19 protein-coding genes and 1 tRNA gene are annotated in these 25,169 nt (G+C 65.6%); 14 read left to right on the top strand and 6 right to left on the bottom strand.

Annotated elements, in window-relative coordinates:
- Positions 1-72: 72 nt before the first annotated feature.
- A complete protein-coding gene (locus EA795_RS12340) occupies positions 73-507 on the bottom strand; it encodes a TM2 domain-containing protein (protein ID WP_014851133.1) in 435 nt (144 codons plus the stop codon).
- Positions 508-719: 212 nt separating this feature from the next.
- Here EA795_RS12340 and EA795_RS12335 point away from each other — a divergent pair, with 212 nt between their 5' ends.
- From EA795_RS12335 to cfaB, 9 genes are all read left to right on the top strand, one after another.
- Positions 720-1,568 (top strand): Tim44 domain-containing protein, encoded by an 849-nt coding sequence (locus tag EA795_RS12335; protein WP_122077574.1) that lies wholly within the window; start codon positions 720-722, stop codon positions 1,566-1,568.
- A gap of 524 nt (positions 1,569-2,092) precedes the next feature.
- Entirely contained in the window at positions 2,093-5,173 is a 3,081-nt protein-coding gene (gene fdnG, locus EA795_RS12325; RefSeq protein ID WP_147456300.1) for a formate dehydrogenase-N subunit alpha, read from the top strand.
- Positions 5,173-6,099: a formate dehydrogenase subunit beta gene (fdxH, locus tag EA795_RS12320; protein WP_122077570.1), complete on the top strand. Its 927-nt coding sequence runs from the start codon at positions 5,173-5,175 to the stop codon at positions 6,097-6,099. Before fdnG ends, fdxH begins: the two co-directional genes overlap by 1 nt.
- A 45-nt stretch (positions 6,100-6,144) precedes the next feature.
- Complete coding sequence (locus EA795_RS12315) at positions 6,145-6,774, top strand: formate dehydrogenase subunit gamma (protein WP_122077568.1); 630 nt, start codon at positions 6,145-6,147, stop codon at positions 6,772-6,774.
- 68 nt (positions 6,775-6,842) lie between these two features.
- Entirely contained in the window at positions 6,843-7,766 is a 924-nt protein-coding gene (gene fdhE, locus EA795_RS12310; protein WP_122077566.1) for a formate dehydrogenase accessory protein FdhE, read from the top strand.
- Positions 7,767-7,944: 178 nt separating this feature from the next.
- Entirely contained in the window at positions 7,945-9,393 is a 1,449-nt protein-coding gene (selA, locus tag EA795_RS12305) for an L-seryl-tRNA(Sec) selenium transferase (RefSeq protein ID WP_058076235.1), read from the top strand.
- Positions 9,390-11,306 carry a selenocysteine-specific translation elongation factor gene (selB, locus tag EA795_RS12300; protein ID WP_058076236.1) on the top strand — a complete coding sequence of 639 codons (1,917 nt, stop codon included), beginning with the start codon at positions 9,390-9,392 and terminating at the stop codon, positions 11,304-11,306. Before selA ends, selB begins: the two co-directional genes overlap by 4 nt.
- A 48-nt stretch (positions 11,307-11,354) precedes the next feature.
- Positions 11,355-11,450 (top strand) — tRNA-Sec (locus EA795_RS12295).
- A gap of 339 nt (positions 11,451-11,789) precedes the next feature.
- Complete coding sequence (cfaB, locus tag EA795_RS12290) at positions 11,790-12,971, top strand: C17 cyclopropane fatty acid synthase CfaB (RefSeq protein ID WP_122077564.1); 1,182 nt, start codon at positions 11,790-11,792, stop codon at positions 12,969-12,971.
- Positions 12,972-13,013: 42 nt separating this feature from the next.
- Here the strand turns inward: cfaB and EA795_RS12285 are convergent, their stop codons facing one another.
- Positions 13,014-13,862 (bottom strand): universal stress protein, encoded by an 849-nt coding sequence (locus EA795_RS12285; RefSeq protein ID WP_014851122.1) that lies wholly within the window; start codon positions 13,860-13,862, stop codon positions 13,014-13,016.
- Between the two features lie 13 nt (positions 13,863-13,875).
- Positions 13,876-15,363, bottom strand: coding sequence for a SulP family inorganic anion transporter (locus tag EA795_RS12280; RefSeq protein ID WP_122077562.1), 1,488 nt, complete (start codon positions 15,361-15,363; stop codon positions 13,876-13,878).
- A gap of 278 nt (positions 15,364-15,641) precedes the next feature.
- Here EA795_RS12280 and EA795_RS12275 point away from each other — a divergent pair, with 278 nt between their 5' ends.
- Entirely contained in the window at positions 15,642-17,405 is a 1,764-nt protein-coding gene (locus EA795_RS12275) for a sensor histidine kinase (protein ID WP_122077560.1), read from the top strand.
- Positions 17,406-17,495: 90 nt separating this feature from the next.
- Positions 17,496-18,848: a sigma-54-dependent transcriptional regulator gene (locus EA795_RS12270; RefSeq protein WP_122077558.1), complete on the top strand. Its 1,353-nt coding sequence runs from the start codon at positions 17,496-17,498 to the stop codon at positions 18,846-18,848.
- Between the two features lie 168 nt (positions 18,849-19,016).
- Here EA795_RS12270 and EA795_RS12265 read toward each other — a convergent pair whose 3' ends face one another.
- The 3 genes from EA795_RS12265 to EA795_RS12255 all read right to left on the bottom strand — a co-directional run bounded on the left by EA795_RS12265 (position 19,017) and on the right by EA795_RS12255 (position 21,159).
- Complete coding sequence (locus tag EA795_RS12265; RefSeq protein WP_122077556.1) at positions 19,017-20,258, bottom strand: RNA polymerase sigma factor; 1,242 nt, start codon at positions 20,256-20,258, stop codon at positions 19,017-19,019.
- A 1-nt stretch (position 20,259) separates the two neighbouring features.
- The gene (locus EA795_RS12260; RefSeq protein ID WP_058076242.1) at positions 20,260-20,616 is read right to left on the bottom strand and encodes a YciI family protein; all 357 of its coding nucleotides are present in this window, start codon (positions 20,614-20,616) and stop codon (positions 20,260-20,262) included.
- Between the two features lie 78 nt (positions 20,617-20,694).
- On the bottom strand, positions 20,695-21,159 hold the full coding sequence (locus EA795_RS12255; protein ID WP_043942699.1) for a YybH family protein: 465 nt from the start codon (positions 21,157-21,159) through the stop codon (positions 20,695-20,697).
- A 357-nt stretch (positions 21,160-21,516) separates the two neighbouring features.
- Between EA795_RS12255 and EA795_RS12250 the strand changes: the two genes are divergently transcribed.
- From EA795_RS12250 to EA795_RS12240, 3 genes are read left to right on the top strand one after another with little or no spacing between them, the layout of a single operon-like run.
- Complete coding sequence (locus EA795_RS12250) at positions 21,517-23,772, top strand: TonB-dependent receptor (RefSeq protein WP_122077554.1); 2,256 nt, start codon at positions 21,517-21,519, stop codon at positions 23,770-23,772.
- Positions 23,772-24,899, top strand: a complete 1,128-nt coding sequence (locus EA795_RS12245; protein WP_122077552.1) for a PepSY-associated TM helix domain-containing protein — start codon at positions 23,772-23,774, stop codon at positions 24,897-24,899. The genes EA795_RS12250 and EA795_RS12245 overlap by 1 nt, the downstream gene beginning before the upstream one ends.
- Positions 24,896-25,105 (top strand): hypothetical protein, encoded by a 210-nt coding sequence (locus tag EA795_RS12240; RefSeq protein WP_122077550.1) that lies wholly within the window; start codon positions 24,896-24,898, stop codon positions 25,103-25,105. The genes EA795_RS12245 and EA795_RS12240 overlap by 4 nt, the downstream gene beginning before the upstream one ends.
- Positions 25,106-25,169: the final 64 nt, after the last annotated feature.

The following is a 25,169-nucleotide window of genomic DNA, read 5'->3' as shown; positions in this document are numbered from 1 at the left end:
CTTCACCCTCGCCCCCTCTCCCTCTCCCTCTCCCGTCGAGGGAGAGGGGTGAAACACGGCTGGCCGACCTGATCAGTACGCCGCGTACTTGGCCTCGATAGTGCGCTGCTCGCGGATATGCTGCTCGTAGGTCAGCTGCTTGTCCTCGAGGCGATGATCCAGCTCGCGCAACTCGCGCGCCTTGTTGCGTTCGGCTTCCATCTTGGTTGCGTAGTAGTTGCGGCTCTTGGCCGAAGCAGCCGTGTCGAAGGGCATCCACAGCGGACCGAGAAAGGGATACAGCGGCAGCGTGGTGATGCCCAGCACGTAGTGCCCGGTGTAGAAATAGCCCGCGCCCGGAAAGATTCCCAGCACCGCCGCAGTGCCCACGCTCTTCTCCTTGACCAGCAGGCCCTTCTCTTCATAGATCGCCAGCTCGCGCTTCTGCCCCTCGGCCAGGTGCGTGGTACAGCCCTGCAGGGCCAGTGTGCAGGTGAGGGCTGCGGTGAGGGCTACGAGAGATTTCATCCGGTACTACTCCAAGTTTCAACGATTCGAACCGTCCGGGACGGCCTTGCCCGTGCGTCGGGCGGCGAGAGGGTAGACGAAAAACCGGCGAATCGAAACCAAAGTGCCATCATACTCAGAAGCAAAAGCCTGAAACATTTAGCGCTGGCGTTGTTTCACGACGCTGTGCACCATGGCGCGCGTACCTCCATCTATAAAAGCGGGAACACTCAATGCAACGTGTGCTTAGCATTTTCATGGCGCTGTGTATCGGTCTGACCCTCAGCATCGATGCCCACGCCAAGCGCTTCGGCGGCGGCAAGAGCTTCGGCTCGGCACCCAGCCACCAGACTCGCCAGGCAGCGCCTCAGCAACGCAACGATGCCGCCACCCAGCAGGCCGGACGTCAGCAGCCCGCTGCCGCAAGCGGTGCTTCGCGCTGGCTCGGCCCGCTGGCCGGCCTGGCCGCCGGTGGCCTGCTGGCCTCGATGTTCATGGGTGATGGCTTCGAGGGCATCCAGTTCATGGATATCCTGATCTTCGGCCTGATCGCCTTCGTCATCTTCCGCCTGCTCGCCGCGCGCCGACGCCAGCAGCAACCGGCCATGGCCGGGCACGGACATGCGCCGATGCAGCGCGAGATGCCGCAGCAGCCTTCGATCTTCGGTGGCAGCGCCGCGCCGGTCGCCGCCGCACCGGTGATCAACGCACCTGCCTGGTTCAACGAACAGAGCTTCGTCGGCGCCGCACGCGAGCATTTCATGTCGCTGCAACAGCACTGGGATGCCAACGAGATGGACAAGATCGCCGAGTTCGTCACCCCGCAGCTGCTGGAATTCCTCAAGCGCGAGCGCGCCGAGATCGGCGATGCCTACCAGTCGACCTACATCGACGACCTGCAGATCCAGCTCGACGGCGTGGACGACGATGCCGAGAAGACCACCGCCACCCTGACCTTCGTCGGCGTGTCGAAGAGCTCGCGTTTCGACCAGGGCGAGCCCTTCAGCGAAAGCTGGCGCATGGAGCGTGTCCAGGGTGAGAACCAGCCCTGGCTGGTGGCCGGCATCCGCCAGAACGCCTGAGCCCTTCAGGCTTGCGCAAGGTCCGCGCGATGCGCCGGACGCCATTCACTTGCGTATCGACATTGCTCGCTTCCCCCCTCGCTCCGACCCTCTCCCGCAAGGTGAGGGGTCGGTTGCGCAGCGCGATATACCGCCGCTTGATCAGGCTCAAGTTCTGTTTTTTATTGCGCGCAATAGACCCTTACAAAACCAAAGGATTAATCCTTTCAGCTAGCGGGCCATATACAATGCCGCCCAAGCGAAGCGCCACAAGCGCTAACAGGCCGCTTAAAAACTACCTGCGTTGGCAAATACCANAACAGGCCGCTTAAAAACTACCTGCGTTGGCAAATACCACGTTAAAAACAGCCTCAGAAAGCCGCTTGCGGCTAACGCGCTTCAGCGCGGCCCGAAGGGCGAACGAAGTGAGTAATGCTCATTTAGCAAAACTAAACTGCGCTTCTTCGGCTGTTTTTGCCTTGTCTTGCCTGCCTCGCCTACGTTTTTCAAGGGCCTGCCCGTCTTAGCCTGATAAGGAAGAAACGATGGACATGAACCGTCGCCAGTTCTTCAAGGTCTGCGGTATCGGCCTTGGAGCGACCAGCATGGCGGCCTTGGGCATGGCGCCCGAGACTGCCTTCGCCGAGTCGATACGGCATTTCAAGCTGACCAACACCAAGGAAACCCGCAACACCTGCCCCTACTGCTCGGTAGGCTGCGGCCTGATCCTCTACAGCCGCGGCAGCGGCGGCAAGAACGTCGCTCAGCAGATCATCCACGTCGAGGGCGACTCGGATCATCCGGTCAACCGCGGCAGCCTGTGCCCCAAGGGCGCCGGCCTGCTGGACTTCATCAAGAGCCCCAACCGCCTGCAGCACCCGATGGTGCGCAAGCCCGGCTCCAATGAGTGGACCCGCCTGTCCTGGGACGAAGCGCTCGATCGCATCGCCCGCCTGATGAAAGAGGACCGCGACGCCAACTTCGTGCAGCAGAACGCGCTGGGCCAGACGGTCAACCGCTGGACCTCGGTAGGCTTTCTCGCCGCCTCGGCCGCGTCCAACGAAACCGGCTACCTGACTCACAAGGTCGTCCGCAATCTCGGCATCGTAGGATTCGACAACCAAGCACGTGTCTGACACGGCCCGACGGTGGCAAGTCTTGCCCCGACGTACGGCCGTGGCGCCATGACCAACACCTGGACGGATATCGGCAACGCCGACCTGGTCCTGGTAATGGGTGGCAACGCTGCTGAAGCACACCCCTGCGGTTTCCGCTGGGTGACCGAAGCCAAGTCCGAGAACAAGGCCCGGCTGATCGTGGTCGATCCACGCTTCACCCGTACTGCCTCGGTGGCCGACTATTACGCGCCCATTCGTACCGGGACGGATATCGCGTTCCTGGGCGGCCTGATCAACTACCTGATCGGCAACGACAAGATTCAGCACGAATACGTGCGCAACTACACCGACGTGTCGTTCATCGTCAGCGAAGGCTTCAGCTTCGAGGATGGGCTGTTCAGCGGCTACGACGCCGAGAAACGCACCTATACCGACAAGTCCGGCTGGACCTACGAGCTGGGCGAGGACGGCTACGCCAAGGTCGATCCAACCCTGCAGCACCCGCGTTGCGTGTTCCAGCTGATGAAGCAGCACTACAGCCGCTACACGCCGGAACTGGCCAGCCAGATCTGCGGTACGCCCGTGGATCGCATGCTGAAGATCTGGGAAGAAATCGCCACCTGCTCGACGCCGGGCAAGACCATGACGATCCTCTACGCCCTCGGCTGGACCCAGCACTCGATCGGCGCACAGATCATCCGCACCGCGGCCATGGTCCAGTTGCTGCTGGGCAACGTTGGCATGCCGGGCGGTGGTGTCAACGCGCTGCGCGGGCACTCCAACATCCAGGGGCTGACCGACCTCGGCTTGCTCTCCAACCTGCTGCCGGGCTACCTGACCCTGGGGCTGGATGCCGAGCAGGTTTACTCGACCTACATTGCCAAGCGTTCGCCCAAGCCGTTGCGACCGGGACAGATGTCCTACTGGCAGAACTACGGCAAGTTCCACGTCAGTCTGATGAAGGCCTGGTACGGCCCAGCCGCCCAGGCGGACAACGACTGGTGCTTCGACTACCTGCCCAAGCTGGAATACGGCGGCGCCGGCTACGACGTGCTGCGCATGTTCGACATGATGTCGCGCGACGAAGTGAACGGCTATTTTTGCCAAGGCTTCAACCCGCTGGCGGCGCTGCCGGACAAGAACCGCGTGGTCAAATCGCTGGCCCGGCTCAAGTGGCTGGTGGTGATGGACCCGCTGCAGACCGAAACTTCCGAGTTCTGGCGCAATCACGACGAGTTCAACGACGTTGACACCGCCAGCATCCAGACCGAAGTGTTCAGCCTGCCGACCACCTGCTTCGCTGAGGAAGACGGTTCGCTGGTCAACAGTACCCGCTGGCTGCAGTGGCACTGGAAGGCTGCCGACGGCCCCGGTGAATCACGTCCAGACATCTGGATCATGTCCGGCCTGCACACGCGGCTGCGCGAGCTGTATCACACCGAGGGCGGCGTCTTCCCCGAGCCCATCCTCAACCTGCACTGGCCCTACAAGGTGGCCCACGAACCCTCGGCCGAGGAACTGGCCAAGGAATTCAACGGTTACGCAGTGACCGAGGTGACCGACGCCAACGGCAACCTGGTGGCCCGTCCCGGTCAGCAGCTGGGCGCGTTCAGTCAGTTGAAGGACGACGGCAGCACCGCTTCGGGCTGCTGGATCTTCTGCGGTTCCTGGACCGAGCAGGGCAACCTGATGGCGCGGCGCGACAACAGCGACCCGTACCACATGAAGCAGCACCAGAACTGGGCCTTCGCCTGGCCGGCGAACCGCCGCATCCTCTATAACCGCGCCTCGGCCGACCCCCAGGGCAAACCCTGGTCGGACCGCAAGAAGCTGGTCTGGTGGGATGCGCAGGCCAAGGGCTGGGCCGGTACCGACGTGCCGGACTACAACGCCAGCATCGACCCCGAAGCGGGGATGAATCCGTTCATCATGAACCCCGAAGGCGTGGCGCGTTTCTTTGCCGTGGACAAGATGGCCGAAGGCCCCTTCCCCGAGCATTACGAGCCGTTCGAGACGCCCATCGGCGTCAACCCGATGCACCCGAAAAACCGCAAGGTGATCAGCAGCCCGGCCGCACGCGTGTTCGATTCGGTGTGGGAATCGCTCGGCACCGCCGACGAGTTCCCCTATGCCGGCACCACCTACCGGCTGACGGAGCATTTCCACTACTGGACCAAGCACTGCAAGCTCAACGCCATCGCCCAGCCCGAGCAGTTCGTCGAGATCGGCGAGGTGCTGGCGCAGGAGAAGGGCATCGCTGCCGGCGACCGGGTGCGCGTCAGTTCCAAGCGCGGCTATCTGATCGCCGTGGCGGTGGTGACCAAGCGCATCCGTCCGCTGCAGGTCAACGGGCAGGTGGTGCACCAGGTCGGCATTCCGCTGCACTGGGGCTTCACCGGCGTGGCCAAGCCGGGGTACATCGCCAACACCATGGTGCCCTACATCGGTGACGGCAACACCCAGACGCCCGAGTCGAAGTCGTTCCTGGTCAACGTGGAGAAGGTGTAATGGCTACTCAAGACATCATTGCGCGCTCCGCGACCACCACGCTTGCCCCCTCGATCCGCCAGGTCGAGGAGGTGGCCAAGCTGATCGACGTGTCCAAATGCATCGGCTGCAAGGCCTGCCAGGTCGCCTGCTCGGAATGGAACGAGCTGCGTGACGAGGTGGGCAGCAACCACGGCACCTACGACAACCCGATCGACCTGACTGCCGAAAGCTGGACGGTGATGCGCTTCACCGAGCACGAGAAGGCCGACGGCGATCTGGAATGGCTGATCCGCAAGGACGGCTGCATGCACTGCGCCGAGCCGGGCTGCCTCAAGGCCTGCCCGAGCCCCGGCGCGATCGTGCAGTACGCCAACGGCATCGTCGACTTCAACCAGGACAAGTGCATCGGCTGCGGCTACTGCGTCACCGGCTGTCCGTTCAACGTGCCGCGCATCTCGCAGGAAGACAAGAAGGCCTACAAGTGCACCCTGTGCAGCGACCGCGTGGCGGTAGGCAAGGAGCCGGCCTGCGTGAAGACCTGCCCGACCAGCGCCATCGTGTTCGGCAGCAAGGCCGACATGCAGCGCCATGCCGAGGAGCGCATCGAGGACCTGAAGTCGCGCGGCTTCGAGCATGCCGGCCTCTACGATCCCGATGGCGTCGGCGGCACCCACGTCATGTACGTGCTGCACCATGCCGACAAGCCTTCGCTGTACGCGGGTCTGCCGGACCAGCCGATGATCAGCCCGATGGTCAGCCTGTGGAAAGGCATCACCAAGCCCCTGGCCCTGCTGGCCATGGGTGCGGCGGTACTGGGCGGCTTCTTCCACTACGTGCGGGTCGGCCCGCAGCGCGTCGAGGAAGAAGAGGACGAGCACCCGGCCGAGCCGGTGGTTCATCAACAGGATCCGGCGGTGCACACCTACGATCCCAAGCAGCCCTGAGGCATGCCGGCCCCGTTCGCGCGGGGCCGGTCGAGGACCATCGACATGAAAAAAGATGAAATCCAGCGTTACAACGCCAACGAGCGCAGCAACCACTGGGCCGTGGCGATCCTGTTCATCCTGGCGGGTCTGTCCGGCCTGGCACTGTTCCACCCGGCGCTGTTCTGGCTGAGCAACCTGTTTGGCGGCGGCCCCTGGACGCGCATCCTGCACCCCTTCCTGGGCGTGGCGATGTTCGTGCTGTTCCTGGGCCTGGTATTTCGCTTCTGGAGCGCCAACTACTTCTCCGGTAACGACGGCCTGTGGTTGAAGAATATCGGCAAGGTGATGCGCAACCAGGAAGACGGCGTACCGGCCATCGGCAAGTACAACCCCGGTCAGAAGCTGCTGTTCTGGGCGCTGCTGGCGAGCATGCTGGTGCTGCTGGTCTCGGGCATCGTCATCTGGCGGGCGTACTTCAGCCACCTGTTCGGTATCGACGCCATCCGCCTGGCCGCGCTGGCGCACGCCTTCGCCGCCTTCGTGCTGGTGATGGCGATCATCGTCCACGTCTACGCCGCGATCTGGATCAAGGGCTCCTTCGGCGCCATGCTCTCCGGCAAGGTCAGCCACCGCTGGGCGCGCAAGCACCACGAGCTCTGGTACCGTGAGGTCACCGACCGCAAGCAGGACTGATTGAGCCCATTGCAACGACGCGAGCGCGACCCTTGGGGTCGCGCTCGCTTTTTCAGGAGGCCAAAACGATGGCTGACAGACTTATGGAACCGGAGCAGATCAGCGCTTCGGCCAGTACCCCGCCCTACAGCGAACGGCCGCCCGCGCGCCTGTTCGCCCTGCGCGCCGAACGCCTGGAGAAACTGGCGACGAATCATCCCATGGGCGACTACCTGCGCCTGCTGGCCGGCCTTTGCCAGGCCCAGCAGCAGGTGATGGACGATCCACCCGCCTCGCTGCTGCCGACGCCAGAGCGCCTGGCCCAGGCCCGCACCCACAAGATGCCGCCGCTGGCCGTGGACAGCCTGGTGCGCGAGGATGGCTGGCAACCCTTCCTCGACGCCCTGCTGGAGCGCATCGAGGCACCGAACGACGCCGTCGCCAAGGTGCTGGACAGCCTGCGCCAGGCCGATGCCGCACAACGCCGCAACTGGGCCGTGAGCCTGCTGGACGGCGACTACTCGGCGCTCGACGCCGCCGTTGTGCCCTTCCTCGGCGCCGCCCTGCAGGCCGCCTGGAGCCAGGCGCTGCTGGCCCTGCCCGAGGGCAGCGTGACGGATATCGGCAGCGGCGCCCACTGTCCCTGCTGCGGCTCGCCGGCCATGACCGGGGTGATTCGCCATCGTGGCAAGCAGCAGGGCCTGCGTTATCTGGTCTGCTCGCTGTGCGCCTGCGAATGGCACTTCGTGCGGGTCAAGTGCGTGCATTGCGACTCCAGCAAGGACTTGCACTACGCCAGCCTGGAAAGCGACCGCCACGCCCCGGACAAGGCTCCGATCCGTGCCGAGTGCTGCCCCGGCTGCCAGAGCTACTTCAAGCTGCTTTACCTGGATTCCGACCCGGACGCCGAAGGCCTCTCCGCCGACCTCGCCAGCCTGGCCCTGGACCTGCGCATGGACCTGGAAGGCTACCAGCGCCAGGCACCCAACCTGCTGCTGGCGCCCGGCGGCTGAAGCAAACGTAGGGTGGATAACGCGAAGCTTATCCACCGCTTTCTCGGAGATCGGCCCGACGCGTGGAAAACGCTTCGCGGTTTTCTACCCTACGACTGCACGGCCCAACCTTCCCCTTGCGACAACCTGCTCCGCTCCGGGAAACTGCCCGGTCAGAACCTGCACCGGGAGTTCCCGCATGACCAGCCAAGCTGCCGAGTTTCGGCGCTCATCCCTCCGCCTGCCTTCCATCGACCGCCTGCTGCGCAGCCCAGCCTCCGTGCCGCTGCTGGATCGCTATGGCCGCGAGGCCCTGCTCGGAACCCTGCGTGAACTACTCGACGAACTTCGCGAACCGGCCCTGCTCGGCCAGCTCAGCGCGCCCGAACTGACCGAGGACGTGCTGGCCGGTCGCGCCGGCGAACGCCTGGCCAGCCAGCACCGCAGCCGCGTGCGTCGCGTGTTCAACCTCACCGGCACGGTGCTGCACACCAACCTCGGTCGTGCGTTGTTGCCGGATGAAGCCATCGAGGCCATCACCCTCGCCGCGCGCTATCCGCTGAATCTGGAATTCGACCTGGCGACCGGCAAGCGCGGCGACCGCGACGACCTGATCGAAGGGCTGATCCGCGAGCTGACCGGCGCCGAGGCCGTCACCGTGGTCAACAACAACGCCGCCGCAGTGCTGCTGGCGCTCAACAGCCTGGGCGCGCGCAAGGAAGGCATCATCTCCCGTGGCGAGCTGATCGAGATCGGCGGCGCCTTCCGCATCCCCGACATCATGGCCCGCGCCGGGGTGAAGCTGCACGAAGTCGGTACCACCAACCGCACCCACGCCAAGGATTACCAGGCCGCCATCAACCCGCGCTCGGGCCTGCTGATGCGGGTGCACACCAGCAACTACAGCGTGCAAGGCTTCACCGCCAGCGTGGCCACCCGCGAGCTGGCGGCCATTGCCCATGAACACGGCCTGCCACTGCTGGAAGACCTCGGCAGCGGCAGCCTGGTGGACCTGTCGCGCTGGGGTCTGCCCAAGGAGCCCACCGTGCAGGAAGCGCTGCGCGATGGCGCCGATATCGTCACCTTCAGCGGCGACAAGCTGCTCGGTGGTCCCCAGTCCGGGCTGATCGTCGGCCACAAGGACCTCATCGCCAGGATCAAGAAGAATCCACTCAAGCGTGCCCTGCGTGTGGACAAGCTGACCCTCGCCGCGCTGGAAGCGGTGCTCAATCTCTATCGCAACCCCGACCGCCTCGCCGAACGCCTGACCAGCCTGCGCCTGCTCAGCCGCCCACAGCAGGAAATCCGCCTGCAGGCCGAACGCATCGCCCCGGCATTGGCCGCCGTGCTCGATGAAAGCTGGCAGGTGGGTGTCATCGACGCCTTGGGCATGATCGGCAGCGGCGCGCAGCCCGTTGCGCGCCTGCCCAGCGCCGCCCTGTGCATCCGTACGCAGCAACCCAAGCGCCTGCGGGGCCGCAACCTGCGCCGGTTGGAAGAAGCCCTGCGTGGCCTGCCGATCCCGGTTCTCGGACGCATCGCCGAAGACGCCCTCTGGCTGGACCTGCGCCAGCTCGACGACGAAGCCGCGCTCCTCGCCCAATTGCCCCAGCTGCAACGGGCTCTTCAACAGGAGCAGGCGTCATGATCGTCGGCACTGCCGGCCACATCGACCACGGCAAGACCGCCCTGCTCAAGGCGCTCACAGGCCAGCAGGGCGACCGCCGCCGTGAGGAACGGGAGCGCGGCATCACCATCGACCTCGGCTACGCCTACGCCGACCTGGGCGACGGCAGCCTGACCGGTTTCATCGACGTGCCGGGCCACGAACGCTTCGTGCACAACATGCTCGCCGGCGCCAGCGGCATCGACTGCATGCTGCTGGTAGTCGCCGCCGACGACGGCGTGATGCCGCAGACCCGCGAACACCTGGCTATCGTCGAACTGCTGGGCATTCGCCGGGCGCTGGTGGCGCTGACCAAGATCGACCGGGTCGAACCCGCGCGGGTCGAGGAAGTCCGCCAGCAGATCACCGAACTGCTGCAACCCGGCCCCTTGGCGAGCTCGGCGATCTTCCCGGTCTCCTCGATCGAAGGCCGGGGTATCGACGCACTGCGACAGGCCCTGCTCGACCAGGCGGCACGCATCGATGCACGCAGCGACAGCGGCTATTTCCGACTGGCCATCGACCGCGCTTTCAGCGTCACCGGCGCCGGCGTAGTGGTCACCGGCACCGCTTTCGCCGGTCGCGTGCAGGTCGGCGATGAACTCATGTTGTCGCCCCACGGTCGCCGCGTGCGAGTACGCGGGTTGCACGCGCAGAATCGCGAAGCCAACGAGGCACACGCCGGCCAGCGGGTGGCGCTGAACCTCGCCGGCGAGCGCCTGGCCGTCGAGCAGATCAGCCGCGGCGACTGGCTGCTGGCCCCAGCCCTGCAAGGCGCCACGCGCCGCATCGATATCGAATTCACCCTGCTCGCCAGCGAAGCCCGCGCCCTCAAGCACTGGACGCCAGTGCACCTGCACCTGGGCGCGCAGGACGTCACCGGGCGCATCGCCCTGCTCGAAGGCGAACTCATCGCGCCCGGCGGGCATGTGCATGCCCAGCTGCAACTCAACGCCCCGCTGCACGCCATTCATGGCGACCGCGTCGTGCTGCGCGACCAGTCCGCACAACGCACCCTCGGCGGCGGTCGCGTGCTCGATCCTTTCGCCCCGCCGCGCAATCGTCACCGCCAGGCGCGGCTGGCCCAACTGCGCGCGCTGGCGGGCGAAACGCTGGAAGAAATCCTGCCGCAACTGCTGCCCAGCGCCGTCAATGGTGTGGACCCCACGCACCTGGAACGCCAGTTCAACCGCCCCCGGCAGACTTGGCAACTGCCGGACGACGCCGTGGAAATCACCACTCGCCAGGGTGCACGGTTGTTCGACCGCGCCTACTGGGAATACCTGGGGCAAAGCCTAATCCCCGCGCTGCAACGCTTCCACGAGGAACAGCCCGACGAGCTCGGCCCCGACCGCGACCGCCTGCGCCGCTACGCCCTGCCCCAACTGGAGCGGCCGGTCTTCATCGCCCTGCTGGAACAGGCGCTTGCCGAAGGCACCGTGCAAGCCAGCGGCCCCTGGCTGCACCTGCCCGAACACCGAGTACGCCTCAGCGACGAAGAAGAAGCCCTGAAGGCAAGGCTGTGGCCGTTGCTCGAGGCCGGCCAGTTCAATCCACCCTGGGTGCGCGACATGGCCAAGGAGCTGGGCATCGGCGAAGACCAGATACGCCACCTGCTGCGCAAACTGGCTCGCCTCGGCGCGCTGCAACAGGTGGTCAAGGACCTCTTCTATACCGAAACCGCAACGCGCCAGCTGGCCGACCTGCTGCTGGACATCGAACGCGAAGCCGGCGTGATCCGCGCCACCACCTTCCGCGACCGCATCGGCCTGGGACGCAAACGCAGCATTCAACTGCTGGAACACTTCGACCGCCTCGGCCTGACCCGCCGCTTCGGCAACGAACGCAAGATCCGCCCCGACAGCGGACTGGCCACCGCAACGGAGTTCAGGTAGGGTCTGTCACTCGCAAAACACCGGGGCAGACGCCCTGGCACCTTTAGAGGAAGGCAATCGCAGCCGGTGCTGCGGCCGGGCTTCAAACCCGGTTGGGGGCGGCAGCCGCTCCTGGGTGAGTTCGACTCTCACTGCCTTCCGCCAATTTCCCTCCCCTTGGTTCACGGGTTCCCATGACATGGCTCAGGGAGTGGTCCGCACGCATCCGGCGATACGACGTGACTAATGGTATTTCGGCACACGGCCGGCGGGCCGGCAGCGAAACAGCCAACTCAAACCATCAGTACAACCCGCGAGCGAACTCAACTTTCACTCCCTTCGCCACTCTTCTCGATTCGTCCCGTCCCCCACCTCGTCGCCAGTGTTCACGACCGCCGCCGCGTACCTCTATCACCCACATAGAAGGAAATTATCGCGTGCCCGACCTATAGTCTCTGGCTGTTGGTCTAGGATTTCTTGGAAACGGAATGAAGGAGATCAAGCATGTTGGCGTCCTTGTTACCTGCGTTGCGTGGATTATCACTGCCGTTGCGTCTTCAGCTCTGGGACGGCAAGGCGATCGATCTGGGGCCGGCGCCCAGTGTGACGCTGGCCATCAATGATCCGGAGATCGTCGCCGATCTCGCCCACCCCAGCCTCGATCTACTGGGTGCCGCTTATGTAGAGGGGCGGCTGGATCTGGACGGTCCGCTGGACGAGGTGATCCGTATCGGCGATGAGCTGAGCCGCGCGCTGGGCAAGGACGAAACGGCAGCCCCCTTGCCCGAATCCCACGACAAGGCCACCGATGCCGAGGCCATTTCCTATCACTACGACCTGTCCAACGATTTCTACCAGCTGTGGCTGGACCGCGACATGGTCTATTCCTGCGGTTATTTCGAGACCGGCACGGAAGACCTCGACCAGGCTCAGCAGGCCAAGCTGCGTCACCTGTGCCGCAAGCTGCGGCTGAAACCCGGCGAACGTCTGCTGGACGTCGGTTGTGGCTGGGGCGGGCTGGCGCGTTTTGCGGCGCGGGAGTTCGGCGTCGAGGTGCTCGGCATCACCCTCAGCCGTGAGCAGCTCAAGCTCGGTCGCGAGCGCGTGGCGGCCGAGGGGCTGGAGGGGCAGGTGCAGCTGGAGCTGATGGACTACCGCGACCTGCCCCGGGACGGCCAGTTCGACAAGGTGGTCAGCGTCGGCATGTTCGAGCATGTCGGCCAGGCCAACCTGCCGCTGTACTGCCGGCAGCTCTCGGAGATGGTGCGCCCCGGTGGCCTGGTGATGAACCACGGCATCACGTCGCGGCATATCGACGGCCGGCCGGTGGGCCACGGCGCTGGCGAGTTCATCGGCCGCTACGTCTTCCCCCACGGCGAGCTGCCGCATCTGGTGAAGATCGGCGCCTGCATCAGCGAATCGGGCCTGGAAATCGTAGACGTGGAGAGCCTGCGCCTGCATTACGCGCGCACGCTGGATTTCTGGAGCCGGCGCCTGGAAGCCAACCTGGACGAAGCCCGGCGGCTGGTCCCCGAGCGCGCCTTGCGCATCTGGCGGGTGTACCTGGCCGGTTGCGCCTATGGTTTCCGCCACAACTGGATCAACCTGCACCAGATCCTGGCGACCAAGCCACACGAGGACGGCTCCCACGAGCTGCCTTGGTCGCGCGCCGATCTGTATCGATAACGTCGGTCGGCCACCCGGCAGTTCCGGTGGCCGCTTGCAGGCTCAGCGCAACAGCAGCAGCGGTGTAGTGGCCGAACGCAGCATGTTGGTCGTGGTGCTGCCGACGAAGAACTGGCGAATCCGCGAGTGCCCATAGGCGCCCATTACCAGCAGTTCGATGGCGTGCTCGGCCTGATAGTCCCGCAACCTGGCCTCGACTTCGCCTTCGAGAATCGCCACATGCACTTCGAAGCCGGCATCGGCCAGCTTGTCGCGCGCGGCGTCCAGCGCTGCGCGCGCCTCATGAGTATCGCTGCTGACCGTCACCAGATGGATCGGCATGCCCTTGAGCAGCGGGCTGGCGACCAGCATCTCGACGCCCTTGCGCGAGGTGGCGCTGGCATCGAAGGCGAGCATCGCGCTGGCCGGCGCCTTGAAATCGGCCGGCGTCACCAGAATGGGCCGATGCATGGTGCGGATCACGCTTTCCAGCTGGCTGCCGATCAATTGCACCTCGCTGCCGCTGTCCTCACCCTGCTTGCCGATGACCAACAGCCGGATGTCGCCCTCCAGTTCACGCAGGCTTTCCACCAGGTCGCCGTGGCGATGGCGCAGTGTCGGTTCCACACCCGCCTTGACGGCGCGCTGCCTGGCTGCGTCGAGCATCATGCGTCCCTCTTCGAGGGCCAGCTTGTTGCGTTTCTCGTCCAGCGAGGCGAGTTCCTCCAGGAGGAATTCGCGGCTGCCCAGGCCGATGATGCCGCTGAAGTCGCCGGACAACGGGTAGCGCTGCTGGTCGAGCACGTGCAGCAGGCTCAGCGGCGAGCCCAGACGCTGACTGGCCCAGACCGCGCAATCGCAGACGGCGGCCGCCTGCGTTGATCCGTCGATACATGCCATTACCTGGGTCATGGGGCTCTCCTGCTCAGTGGTTCATGAGGTTGCCGACGGGCTCCGGTTTGTCGTGCACGCCGAAGCGATCGACGATGGTCGCGCTCGCTTCGTTCAGGCCCAGCACCTCGACCTCGGTGCCTTCGCGGCGGAATTTGAGCACCACCTTGTCCAGCGCCGAGACGGATGTGATGTCCCAGAAATGCGCCTGGCCGAGGTCGATGGTAACCCTGGCAACGGCTTCCTTGAAATCGAACGCGGCGGCAAACTTGTCCGAGGAGCTGAAGAACACCTGGCCGACCACCCGGTAGGTGCGGTGTCCGCCGTCGGTATCCAGCTGCGAGTCGATACGCAGGTAATGCCCGACCTTGTTGGCGAAGAACAGCGCGGCCAGCAGCACGCCGGCCAGCACGCCGTATGCGAGGTTATGGGTGAAGACCACGACCACCACGGTCACTACCATGACGATATTGGTGGAAAGCGGGTAGCGCCGCAGGTTGCGGATCGAATCCCAGCTGAAGGTGCCAATGGAAACCATGATCATCACCGCCACCAGCGCGGCCATGGGGATCTGCCCGACCCAGTCGCTGAGGAACACCACCATCAGCAATAGCACCACGCCGGCGATCAGCGTCGACAGCCGCGTGCGACCGCCGGATTTCACGTTGATCACCGACTGGCCGATCATCGCGCAACCGGCCATGCCGCCGAACAGCCCGGAGACGATATTGGCCACGCCCTGGCCCTTGCACTCGAGGTTCTTGTCGCTGCCGGTGTCGGTCAGTTCGTCGACGATGGTCGCGGTCATCAGCGACTCCAGCAGACCGACCACCGCCAGCGCCGCCGAATACGGGAAGATGATCGCCAGCGTCTCGAAGGTCAGCGGTACCTCGGGCCAGAGGAAGACCGGCAGCGTGTCCGGCAACTCGCCCATGTCGCCGACGGTGCGGATGTCCAGGCCGAAATAGACGGCCACGGCCGTCATCGAGAGGATGCACACCAGCGGCGAGGGGATCACCCGGCCGATCTTCGGCACGTAGGGGAACAGGTAGATGATGCCCAGTCCCGCCGCCGTCATTGCGTAGACGTGCCAGGTGACGTCGGTCAGCTCCGGCAGTTGCGCCATGAAGATCAGGATCGCCAGAGCGTTGACGAAGCCGGTGACCACCGAGCGCGAGACGAAGCGCATCAGCGAGCCCAGTCGCAGGTAACCGGCGCCGATCTGCAGCACGCCGCAGAGCAGCGTCGCCGCCAGTAGATACTGCAAGCCATGCTCGCGCACCAGGGTCACCATCAACAGCGCCATGGCGCCGGTGGCGGCCGAGATCATTCCCGGGCGGCCGCCGACGAATGCGATCACCACGGCGATGCAAAAAGAGGCATAGAGACCGACGCGCGGGTCGACCCCGGCGATGATCGAGAAGGCGATGGCCTCGGGAATCAGCGCCAGGGCGACGACGAGCCCGGAGAGTACGTCGCCGCGAATGTTGGCGAACCAGTTCTGTTTGATCGTGTGGAGCATGGAGAACCTGAGAAGCGGGAGCGGGTAACGCAAGGGTGGCGAAGGATAGCGGAACACGGCGGCGATTGCGCTGGCGAGGCCAAACCGATTCGCGCCTGTGATCGAATGAACTCGGCCCTACAGAGCAGGCGGCAAAAGCGTAGGGCCGAACTTGTTCGGCCGCTTGCGAGGCTTATTGGCCGAACAAATTTCGGCCCTACGAGTGAGAGCCCAAATGCCTGCCAACCAGCCGTTCTGGCTTAACATGGCTTCCATTACAAAAAACCCGGAAAACCGGCATGCCCACCCTCGCCAACCGCTACCGCGTCGTCCTGATCGTGCTGCTGATCTTCGCCGGCCTGCTGCTGAGCATGTACTGGGCCGGGCGCGTTGCAGAGCAGCGCACCTGGACCGAGCGCAGCCAGGAAGCCCGCGGGCAGCTCGAACTCTACGCCCAAACGATCCACACCCAAGTCGAGCGCTTCCGCTCGGTGCCGGCCTTGCTGGCGCTGGACAGCGACATCCGCAAACTGCTGGAAAACCCTGGCGACCGGCAGTTGCGCAACCAGCTCAATCGCCGTCTGGAGCGACAGAACCAGGCCGCCGGCTCGTCGGTGCTGTACCTCATCGACCGCCAGGGCAATACCCTCGCCGCGAGCAACTGGCGCGAATGGAGCAGCTTCGTCGGCTACAACTATGGCTTCCGGCCCTACTTTCGCGACGCGCTGACCCAGGACAGCGGCCACTATTTCGCCGTGGGCGTGACCACCGGCATTCCCGGCTATTTCCTCTCCAGCTCGGTGAAGAACGCCGCCGGCGAAGTCCTCGGCGTACTGGTAGTCAAGCTCGAACTGGAAGACATGCAACGCGAGTGGGTCGGCCAGTCCGGCATCCTGCTGATCACCGACGCGCTGGACATCGTCATTCTCAGCAACCGACCGGCCTGGCGCTTCCGCTATCTGCAGCCGCTCAGCGACGAAACCCGCAGCCAGCTGGTCGCCGCCCGGCGCTATGCCGAACAGAACCTGCAGCCGCTGCACAGCAGGCGCCTGCAACGCATCGACGAGGACAGCGAGCGGCGCCAGGTCGATGGACCGGACGGTCGCCACAACTACTTCTGGCAACGCCTTACCCTGCCCTCGGAAAACTGGACGCTGCACCTGCTGCAGGAGCCGCAGCTGGTAGCCGCCAACATCCGCAGCTATCGCCTGGCGGCGGCGGGCGTGTGGATGACGCTGGCCTTCCTGCTGCTCTACCTGGCCCAGCGGCGCAAGACGCGCCGGGTCGAACAGCGCAGCCGCCAGGAACTGGAGCGGCTGGTGGAAGCCCGCACCCGCGAGCTGCGCACCGCGCAGGATGGCCTGGTGCATGCCGCACGCATGGCCGCCCTGGGTCAGATGTCCGCCGCCCTGGCCCACGAGATCAACCAGCCGCTGACCGCCCTGCGCATGCAGCTGGCCAGCCAGCGGCTGCTGCTCGACAGCGGTCGCAGCGAGGCCGTGCGCGAAGGCCTGGGCCAGATCGAAGGCCTGATCGAACGCATGGCGGCGCTCACCGGCCACCTGAAGACCTTCGCCCGCAAGAACCCCGCCGGCCTGCCTCAGCGCGTGCGCCTGGACGAGGTGCTGGACCAGGCGCTGCAGCTGCTCGGCCCACGCATCCGCAGCGAGGCCGTGGACGTTCTCTGTGAGGTATCGCCCGACGCCTGGGTCAGTGGCGATTCGATCCGCCTGGAGCAGGTACTGATCAACCTGTTGAACAATGCGCTGGACGCCATGCAGAGCAGCAGCGTTCGGCAGTTGCGCATCGATTGCCGCCGCGACGGGAACGAATGGCGGCTGAGCGTCGCCGACAGCGGCGGCGGGATCGATCGCGAGCATCTGGACCAGGTATTCGAGCCCTTCTTCACCACCAAGCCGGTCGGCCAGGGCCTCGGGCTGGGGCTGGCGGTTTCCTATGGCATCGTGCGCGACCTGGGCGGCCGCCTCGAGGTGCGCAATGACGCCCAGGGTGCGGTGTTCGATATTCGACTGCCGGCAGTCGAGGCGCGTGCCAGCGAGTAACATCACCCCCTTCCTTCCCTTGCCGGGAGAGGAGGATTCATCCGTGCAAACCGCCAATCCAGCGACTGGCCATCAGCAAAGGAGCGAAACATGAGCGGTCAGGTCATCTTCATCGACGATGAATCGGCGATCCGCCAGGCCGTGCAGCAATGGCTGGAGCTGTCCGGTTTCCGCGTGCGCACCTGCGCCAGCGCGCGCGAAGCGCTGGGCCTGATCGACCGCGACTTTCCCGGCGTGCTGATCAGCGACGTGCGCATGCCGGACCTGGACGGCCTTGGCCTGCTGGAACGCCTGGTCGCGCTGGACCCCGAACTGCCGGTAATCATGGTCACCGGCCACGGCGACGTGCCCATGGCGGTACAGGCGTTGCGCCAGGGCGCCTACGACTTCATCGAGAAACCCTTCACCCCCGAACGCCTGCTCGACAGCGTGCGCCGCGCCCAGGACAAGCGCCGGCTGGTCTGCGAGAATCGCCAGTTGCGCGAGCAGTTCACCCGCAAGGGCCGCATCGAATCGATGCTGCTGGGGGTTTCCCGCGCCATGGAGAACCTGCGCCGGCAGGTGCTGGAACTGGCCGGCACCGACGTCAATGTGCTGATCCGCGGCGACACCGGCGCCGGCAAGGAACAGGTCGCGCGCTGCCTGCACGATTTCAGCCCGCGGGCGCGGCATCCCTTCGTGGCGCTGAACTGCGCGGCGATTCCGGAAACCATCTTCGAGAGCGAGCTGTTCGGCCACGAAAGCGGCGCCTTCACCGGCGCCCAGGGCAAGCGCATCGGCCGCATCGAACATGCCCACGGCGGCACGCTGTTCCTCGACGAGATCGAAAGCATGCCGCTGGCGCAGCAGGTCAAGCTGCTGCGCGTGCTGCAGGAAAGGACCCTGGAACGGCTGGGCTCCAACCGCAGCATCGAGGTCGACCTGCGGGTGATCAGCGCGGCCAAACCGGATCTGCTCGAAGAGGTACGCGGCGGGCGGTTCCGCGAAGACCTGCTGTACCGGCTGAACGTCGCCGAGCTGCACATCCCGCCGCTGCGCGAACGGCGCGAGGACATTCCGCTGCTGTTCGAACACTTCGCCAGCCAGGCGGCGCAACGCCATGGCCGCGAGCCACTGCCGGTCGGCCCCGGCGAACTGGCGCAGCTGCTCGCCCACGACTGGCCGGGCAACGTGCGCGAGCTGATCAACGCCGCCGAACGTCACGCCCTGGGCCTGGCCCCGCCGCCGCCATCCGCACCCGCCGGCGACAACGGCACCTCGCTGGCCGAACAGATGGAAGCCTTCGAGGCGCAATGCCTGCATAGCGCCCTGCAGCAGTGCAAAGGCAATATCGCCGAAGTCATGGCCCTGCTGCAGCTGCCGCGCCGCACGCTCAACGAAAAGATGCAGCGCCATGGCCTGAGCCGCAGCGACTACTTGCCGGCAGGCGGTACGGACGGCTGACTCTGTTCTCGACCGCGCTCGAACGCTCCCGTGCTCTGCCTGGGAGCCCCGCCCTCGGGGCGAAGCTCTTTGGCCTTGCTGGCAGGCTCGCGCCTGCATTCGCCGCGGGGGCGCGGCTCCCACAATAGTTGATCGCTCCCATGCTCCGCGTGGGAACCATCGGGGTGCTCAATCGCCCAGCTCATCCAGTCGTTGCTGCAGAAAGCGCCGTTCCGGTTCCAGCCGCACCAGTTGCAGAGCCACACGGTAGGCGCTGCGAGCCTCGTCGATGCGCGCCAGCCGCCGCAGCAGGTCGGCACGGGCGGCGTGGCTCAGGTGGTAGTCGCGCAGTTCGCCGCGCGCCAGCAACGCGTCCACCAGACACAGACCGGCCGCCGGGCCGTCGCGCATCGCCACGGCCACCGCGCGATTCAGTTCCACTACTGGCGACGGGCCCAGACTCAGCAGCACGTCGTAGAGCCGGACGATCTGCGCCCAGTCGGTCTGCGCCGCGCTGGGCGCCTCGGCATGCACGGCGACGATCGCCGCCTGCAGGGCATAGGGTCCGAAGTTGCGGCTGGCCAGGGCGCGGCGCACCAACATCGAGCCCTCGGCGATCAGTCGCCGGTCCCAGGCGCTGCGGTCCTGGTCCTCCAGCCGCACCAACTCGCCGGCCGCATCGGTACGCGCGGTGCGGCGCGCATCGTGCAGCAGCATCAGCGCCAGCAGGCCCATCACCTCGGCGTCGGGCAGCAGCTCCAGCAGCAACCGGCCGAGGCGGATGGCCTCCGTGCACAGGTCGGCACGGGTCAGCGACGCTCCTGCCGAGGCCGAATAGCCTTCGTTGAACACCAGATAGATCACCCGCAGCACGCTGTCGAGCCGTGCCGGCAGTTCCTCGCGCTCCGGCACGCGGTAGGGAATCCGCGCATCGCGGATCCGTGCCTTGGCACGCACGATACGCTGGGCGATGGTGGCGGGCGCGGCGAGGAAGGCCCGCGCGATCTCCTCGGTGGTCAGATCGCAAACTTCGCGCAGGGTCAGCGCCACGCGCGCGTCGGCCGGCAGCGCCGGGTGGCAGCAGGTGAAGATCAGCCGCAGACGATCGTCTTCCACCTCGTCGAGCTCCGCTTCATGCGCCTCGCCCTCCAGCTGCTCGGCCAGCAGCCGCAGCGAGGCATCGAACCGCGCACGCCGGCGCAAGGCATCGATGGCCTTGAGGCGCCCGGCGGACACCAGCCAGGCGCGCGGATTGCCCGGTACGCCGTCGCGCGGCCACTGCTGTAGCGCTGCGGCGAAAGCGTCGTGCAAAGCCTCCTCGGCGCGATCGAAGTCGCCCAGCAGGCGGATCAAGGTAGCCAGCACCCGCCGCGACTCGGCCCGGTAGACCGTCTCGACCGCCGCCGTAGCGGATTGTCCGCCGCAGCCCATGTCAGCGCTGCGGCAACTGGCGCAACGGGCGCACCTCGACACTGCCGAACGTCGCCGGCGGGATCTTCGCGGCGATGGCCTCGGCTTCGCCCTGGTCGGCCGCCTCGATCAGGTAGAAGCCGGCCAGTTGCTCGCGGGTCTCGGCGAACGGACCGTCGACCACCGTGGCGACGCCGTCGCGGACCCGCACCGTACGCGCCGTGCGCACCGCCTGCAGCGGCTCGCCGGCGAGCATATGGCCGCTGGCGCGCAGCTCCTCGCCACAGGCCAGGCAGCGCGCGACCAGCGCCTGCCATTGCTCGTCACTCATCTCGTCGACACGCTGCTCGTCGTAATAGATCAGGCACAGGTATTTCATCACGCTCTCCGTCTGCCGGGCACGGAGAAAAGCTAGCAGCCGGCGGACGGACGTGCGTCGACGGGCGACGAATATCGTTCAGCCCGCCTGTTGCTGGTCGGACGATGGCTCCTGTGACATGCAGACCTGGCCGCTTTCCATATCGAAGGGCATCGAGAAATGCTCGTGGATCACCTTCCAGTCGCCGTCGCGCCTGGCCCAGACCCGGGTGCCGCGCATCCAGCCGGTCTGCATCTCACCCTCGGCGTTGGGCCCGCCGCAGTGGTTGAGCATGCGGCTGTAGGCCAGATCGCCAACCGCCGTCACATGCAGCTCGTGGGTCTCGAAAAAGCTCTCGCCCTGGCAGAACTCGAAGCAGCGCTGCCAGTGGGCGCGGTACTCGTCCACACCCTTGAATTGCAGCGCTCCGACGGCGTCGAAGGCGACCAGGTCGTCGGCGTACTGGGCCATGATCGGGTCCAGGGCCTTGGTCTTGATGTCGCGTTCGAACGCCTCGTGGAGCTGGCGAATGCGGCTCTCGTCCTGGCGGATATCCTGTGTCATGTCCATTTCCTCCTCGTGGTTCAACGATGGGTTCATGGACTGGTCGAGTGGCAGGCCTGCGAATCGACAGGCGAGCCGATTATTTAGCTTCGATCGCTCCCATGCTCCGCGTGGGAGCGCCAGCCACGACGTGCTGCGTCGCTGGACGCAGAGCGTCCACCACCGGGGTTACCACGCTGGAGCGTGGGAACCATCGAACCATCAACCACGGTCCCGAATGCCTCACTCTTCCGCCAATCTGAATACTGTTGCGAATTATTATCATTGAGTTATCCTATCCGGCTCTGACCGTCATGCCGCCTGGCTCTGCCGACGTCATGTCTCCTCGCACCGACCACCAGCCCAGTCAGGCCCACCATGACCATCCTTCGCCTCCCTCGTAAAACAGGTGCCGCCTCCGCCCTGCTGCCCGTCTGCCTCGCCGCCAGTTTCGCCGGCGCCCCGGCCATGGCGCAGCAATCCCCAGCCCAGTCCTCGGACGAAGTGCAAACGACCGAAGGTCAGGCCAGCCCGCGCAGCGAGCCGCTCGAACTGCCCGAAACCGAAGTGGTCGCCAGCGCCGACGCCTCGGCCGGCGGTCTGACCGAGCCCTATGCCGGCGATCAGGTGGCACGTGGCGGGCGAGTCGGCATCCTCGGCAATCAGGACTATATGGATACGCCGTTCACCTCGACGGCCTATACCTCCAAGCTGATACAGGATCAGCAGGCGCGCAGCGTGTCGGATATCGTGCAGAACGATCCGTCGGTGCGCGTGGCAAGGGGCTTCGGCAACATGCAGGAGCTATACGTCGTTCGTGGCTTCCCGCTCTTTTCCGATGACATTTCCTACAACGGCCTGTATGGCCTGCTGCCGCGCCAGTATGTGGCGGCAGAGTTCATCGAGCGAGTCGAAGTATTCCGTGGCGCCAGCGCCTTCCTCAATGGCGCCGCCCCAGGCGGCACCGGTATTGGCGGCACCATCACGCTTCTGCCCAAGCGTGCGCCGAACGAGCCGCTGACACGGCTGACCGTGGGCGCGGAAAGTGGCGGTCAGGAAATGATCGCTGCCGATGTCGGCCGTCGCTTCGGAACGGAGAACCGCTTTGGCGTCCGCCTCAATGCCGCCAAGCGCGCCGGCGAGACCGGCGTCGAGGATGAAGACCAGACGCTGGACATGTTTGCCTTGGGTCTGGACTACCAGGGCGACCGGTTGCGCCTGTCCGCTGACATCGGTCATCAGTACCATTTTCTGGACAACCCGCGCCCGAGCGTGACGCCGAGCGGCGGCATTCCCAGCGCACCGGACGCCGACGACAACTTCGCCCAGCCCTGGACCTATTCGAAAGAGAAACAGACCTTCGGTACCTTCCGTGCCGAGTATGACTTCGCCGACTCGGTCACCGGCTGGGCGGCGGCGGGCATGCGCAAAGGCGAGGAAAAGAACCGGCTCTCCAACCCACGCGCCACGCCTACAGGCATCACCTCCGCGACCCGCTTCGACAATTCCCGCGAGGATCGTGTCTCTACAGCCGAGATCGGCCTGCGCGCGCGCATCCAAACAGGCACGGTCTCCCACCAACTGGTGACCTCGGCCTCGACCTACAGCTCAGAGGAACGCAACGCCTGGGCAGCTTCGGATTCAAAAGCGCCGCTCACCGGCGACCTGTACCACCCCTACGCGTCGGCCATGCCGCCATTGGCATCAGGGGGCGGCTCGTTGTCCGACCCTACAGTAGCGGAGCGCGTTCACACCCAGAGCATCGCCATCGCCGACACAATGGGTTTTCTGGACGAGCGCCTGCTGATTACCCTCGGCGCACGGCGGCAAGGGATTGAGGTGAAAGGCTACAACAACACCAGTGGCGACCGCACTTCGCAATACAACCGCTATGAGACAACACCTATGGCCGGCATCGTCTACCAATTGAACGACGATTTGTCCGTCTACGCCAACTACATCGAGGGTCTGACCAAAGGTGAGAGTGCACCTCTCGAGACGGCCGACAAACGTCCCGTACTCAACTACGGAACCTCGCTGGCCCCCTACGTCGCGAAGCAAACCGAAATCGGCCTCAAGTACGACAGCGGCTCCCTGGGTGGGAGCATTGCGGTATTTACCACGGAGCGACCGTTCGGCATCGTCGAGGATCAGGTCTTCCGCGAAGGTGGAGAGCAACGCAACCGCGGCATCGAGCTTTCCATGTTCGGCGAGCCAGTCTACGGCGTGCGCCTGCTGGGCGGCTTGACGCTGCTGGACGCCGAGCAGAAGAAGACCCTGAACGGCGCCAACGACGGCAACGATGCCATCGGCGTACCGAAGGTACAGGCCAACCTCGGCGGCGAGTGGGACGTGCCCGGCGTGCAGGGACTCACGCTGACCAGCCTGGTGGTGCATACCGGCAAGCAGTACGCCAGCGCCAGCAATGACCTCAGGTTGCCGTCCTGGACGCGTCTGGACCTGGGCGCCCGCTACAAGGTCCGGCTGGACGAGCGCGACGTCACCTTCCGCGCCCGTCTGGACAATGCCACCGGCCGCGACTATTGGGCCTCCACCGGCGGCTTCCCAGGTGCGAACTACCTCGTCCTCGGCGCCCCGCGCACCCTGTCGCTCAGCGCCACGGTCGACTTCTGATGCAGGCAAGCGCTCTTCGCCGCTGGGGCTGGGTCCATAAATGGTCCAGCCTCGTCTGCACGCTGTTCATCCTGTTGTTGTGCCTGACCGGCCTGCCGCTGATCTTCTCCCACGAGATCGATCACCTGACCGGTGCGGAGATCGAGGCGCCGCCGATGCCGGAAGGCACGCCGCGCGTATCGGTGGATCAGGTCGCCGCCGAGGCGGTGCGCGCCTACCCAGAACTGGTGCCGCTGTACTTCTTCGCCGAGGAGGACGCGCCGGACCTCTGGTACGTAAAGCTCGACACCCGCGTCGATACCGATGAAAGCCAGTCGCTGCTGATCATGTCCGACGCCCGCACCGCCGAGGTGGTGGGTGTGCCGAACTTCGACGAAGGTTTCATGAGCGTGATGTATCGCCTGCACGTCGACCTCTACGCGGGGCTGCCAGGCAAGCTGTTCCTCGGCGCTATGGGGTTGCTGCTGATGGTGGCGATCGTCTCCGGCGTGGTGCTCTACGCGCCCTTCATGCGCAAGCTCGGCTTCGCCGAGGTGCGCCGCGAGCGGGCGCCACGCACACGCTGGCTGGACCTGCACAACCTGCTCGGCATCGTCACGCTGGTCTGGGCACTGGCGGTGGGTTTTACCGGGGTGATCAACACCTGGGCGGACCTGATCTTCAAGGGTTGGCAGGCCGATCAGGTGCGCGCCTTGCAGGCCGGCGATACGCGGGTGCTGCTCGGTGCCGATGCCGGCGAGGCACCCGCAGCAGACGGCTCGGTGCAGACTGCCGTGGAGCGCGTGCTGGTGGCCGCGCCGGGCATGGCGGTGGCGATGATCGCCTACCCCGGCACCCTGCGCGCGACGCCCGAGCACGTGGCAGTGATTCTCAGCGGCGATACGCCATTGACCTCACGGCTGACCCAGGCGCTGCTGGTGGACCCGGATTCCGGCGAAGTGCTCGAGGCCAGCGCCCGTCCCTGGTACGTCACCGCGCTGCAACTGTCCGAGCCGCTGCATTTCGGCGACTACGGCGGCCTGCCGCTGAAGATGCTCTGGGCGCTGCTGGATGTGCTCACCATCGTCGTGCTGGGCAGCGGGTTGTACCTGTGGCTCAAGCGCGGCGCGACGGAGGCCCGAACATGATCCGCATCTGGTTGTGGCCTGTCGTGATCGCCCTGCTGTCGATCCTCGGCCTGGTCGCCGGGCTGGTATCCGAAGGCCCGGGCGACTGGCTGAGCTGGGCCGCGCTGGCCGTGCCGGTGGTGATCGGCTGCCATGGCCTGGCGCGTGGCCGGGCCGCGAAGCAATCGCCCAATGCTGCGATGGCGCGCCCGGCCAATCGTGGCTGAGGGCATGCCGTAACACTAGTTGTCTGAAGGGCTGGATCGGAGGGCAGCGGACGCGGTCATAGTC

Origin of the sequence: Stutzerimonas nitrititolerans (genome assembly GCF_003696285.1) — a bacterium.
Lineage (GTDB): Bacteria > Pseudomonadota > Gammaproteobacteria > Pseudomonadales > Pseudomonadaceae > Stutzerimonas > Stutzerimonas nitrititolerans.
This window is presented reverse-complemented; position numbering and strand designations above follow the sequence as displayed.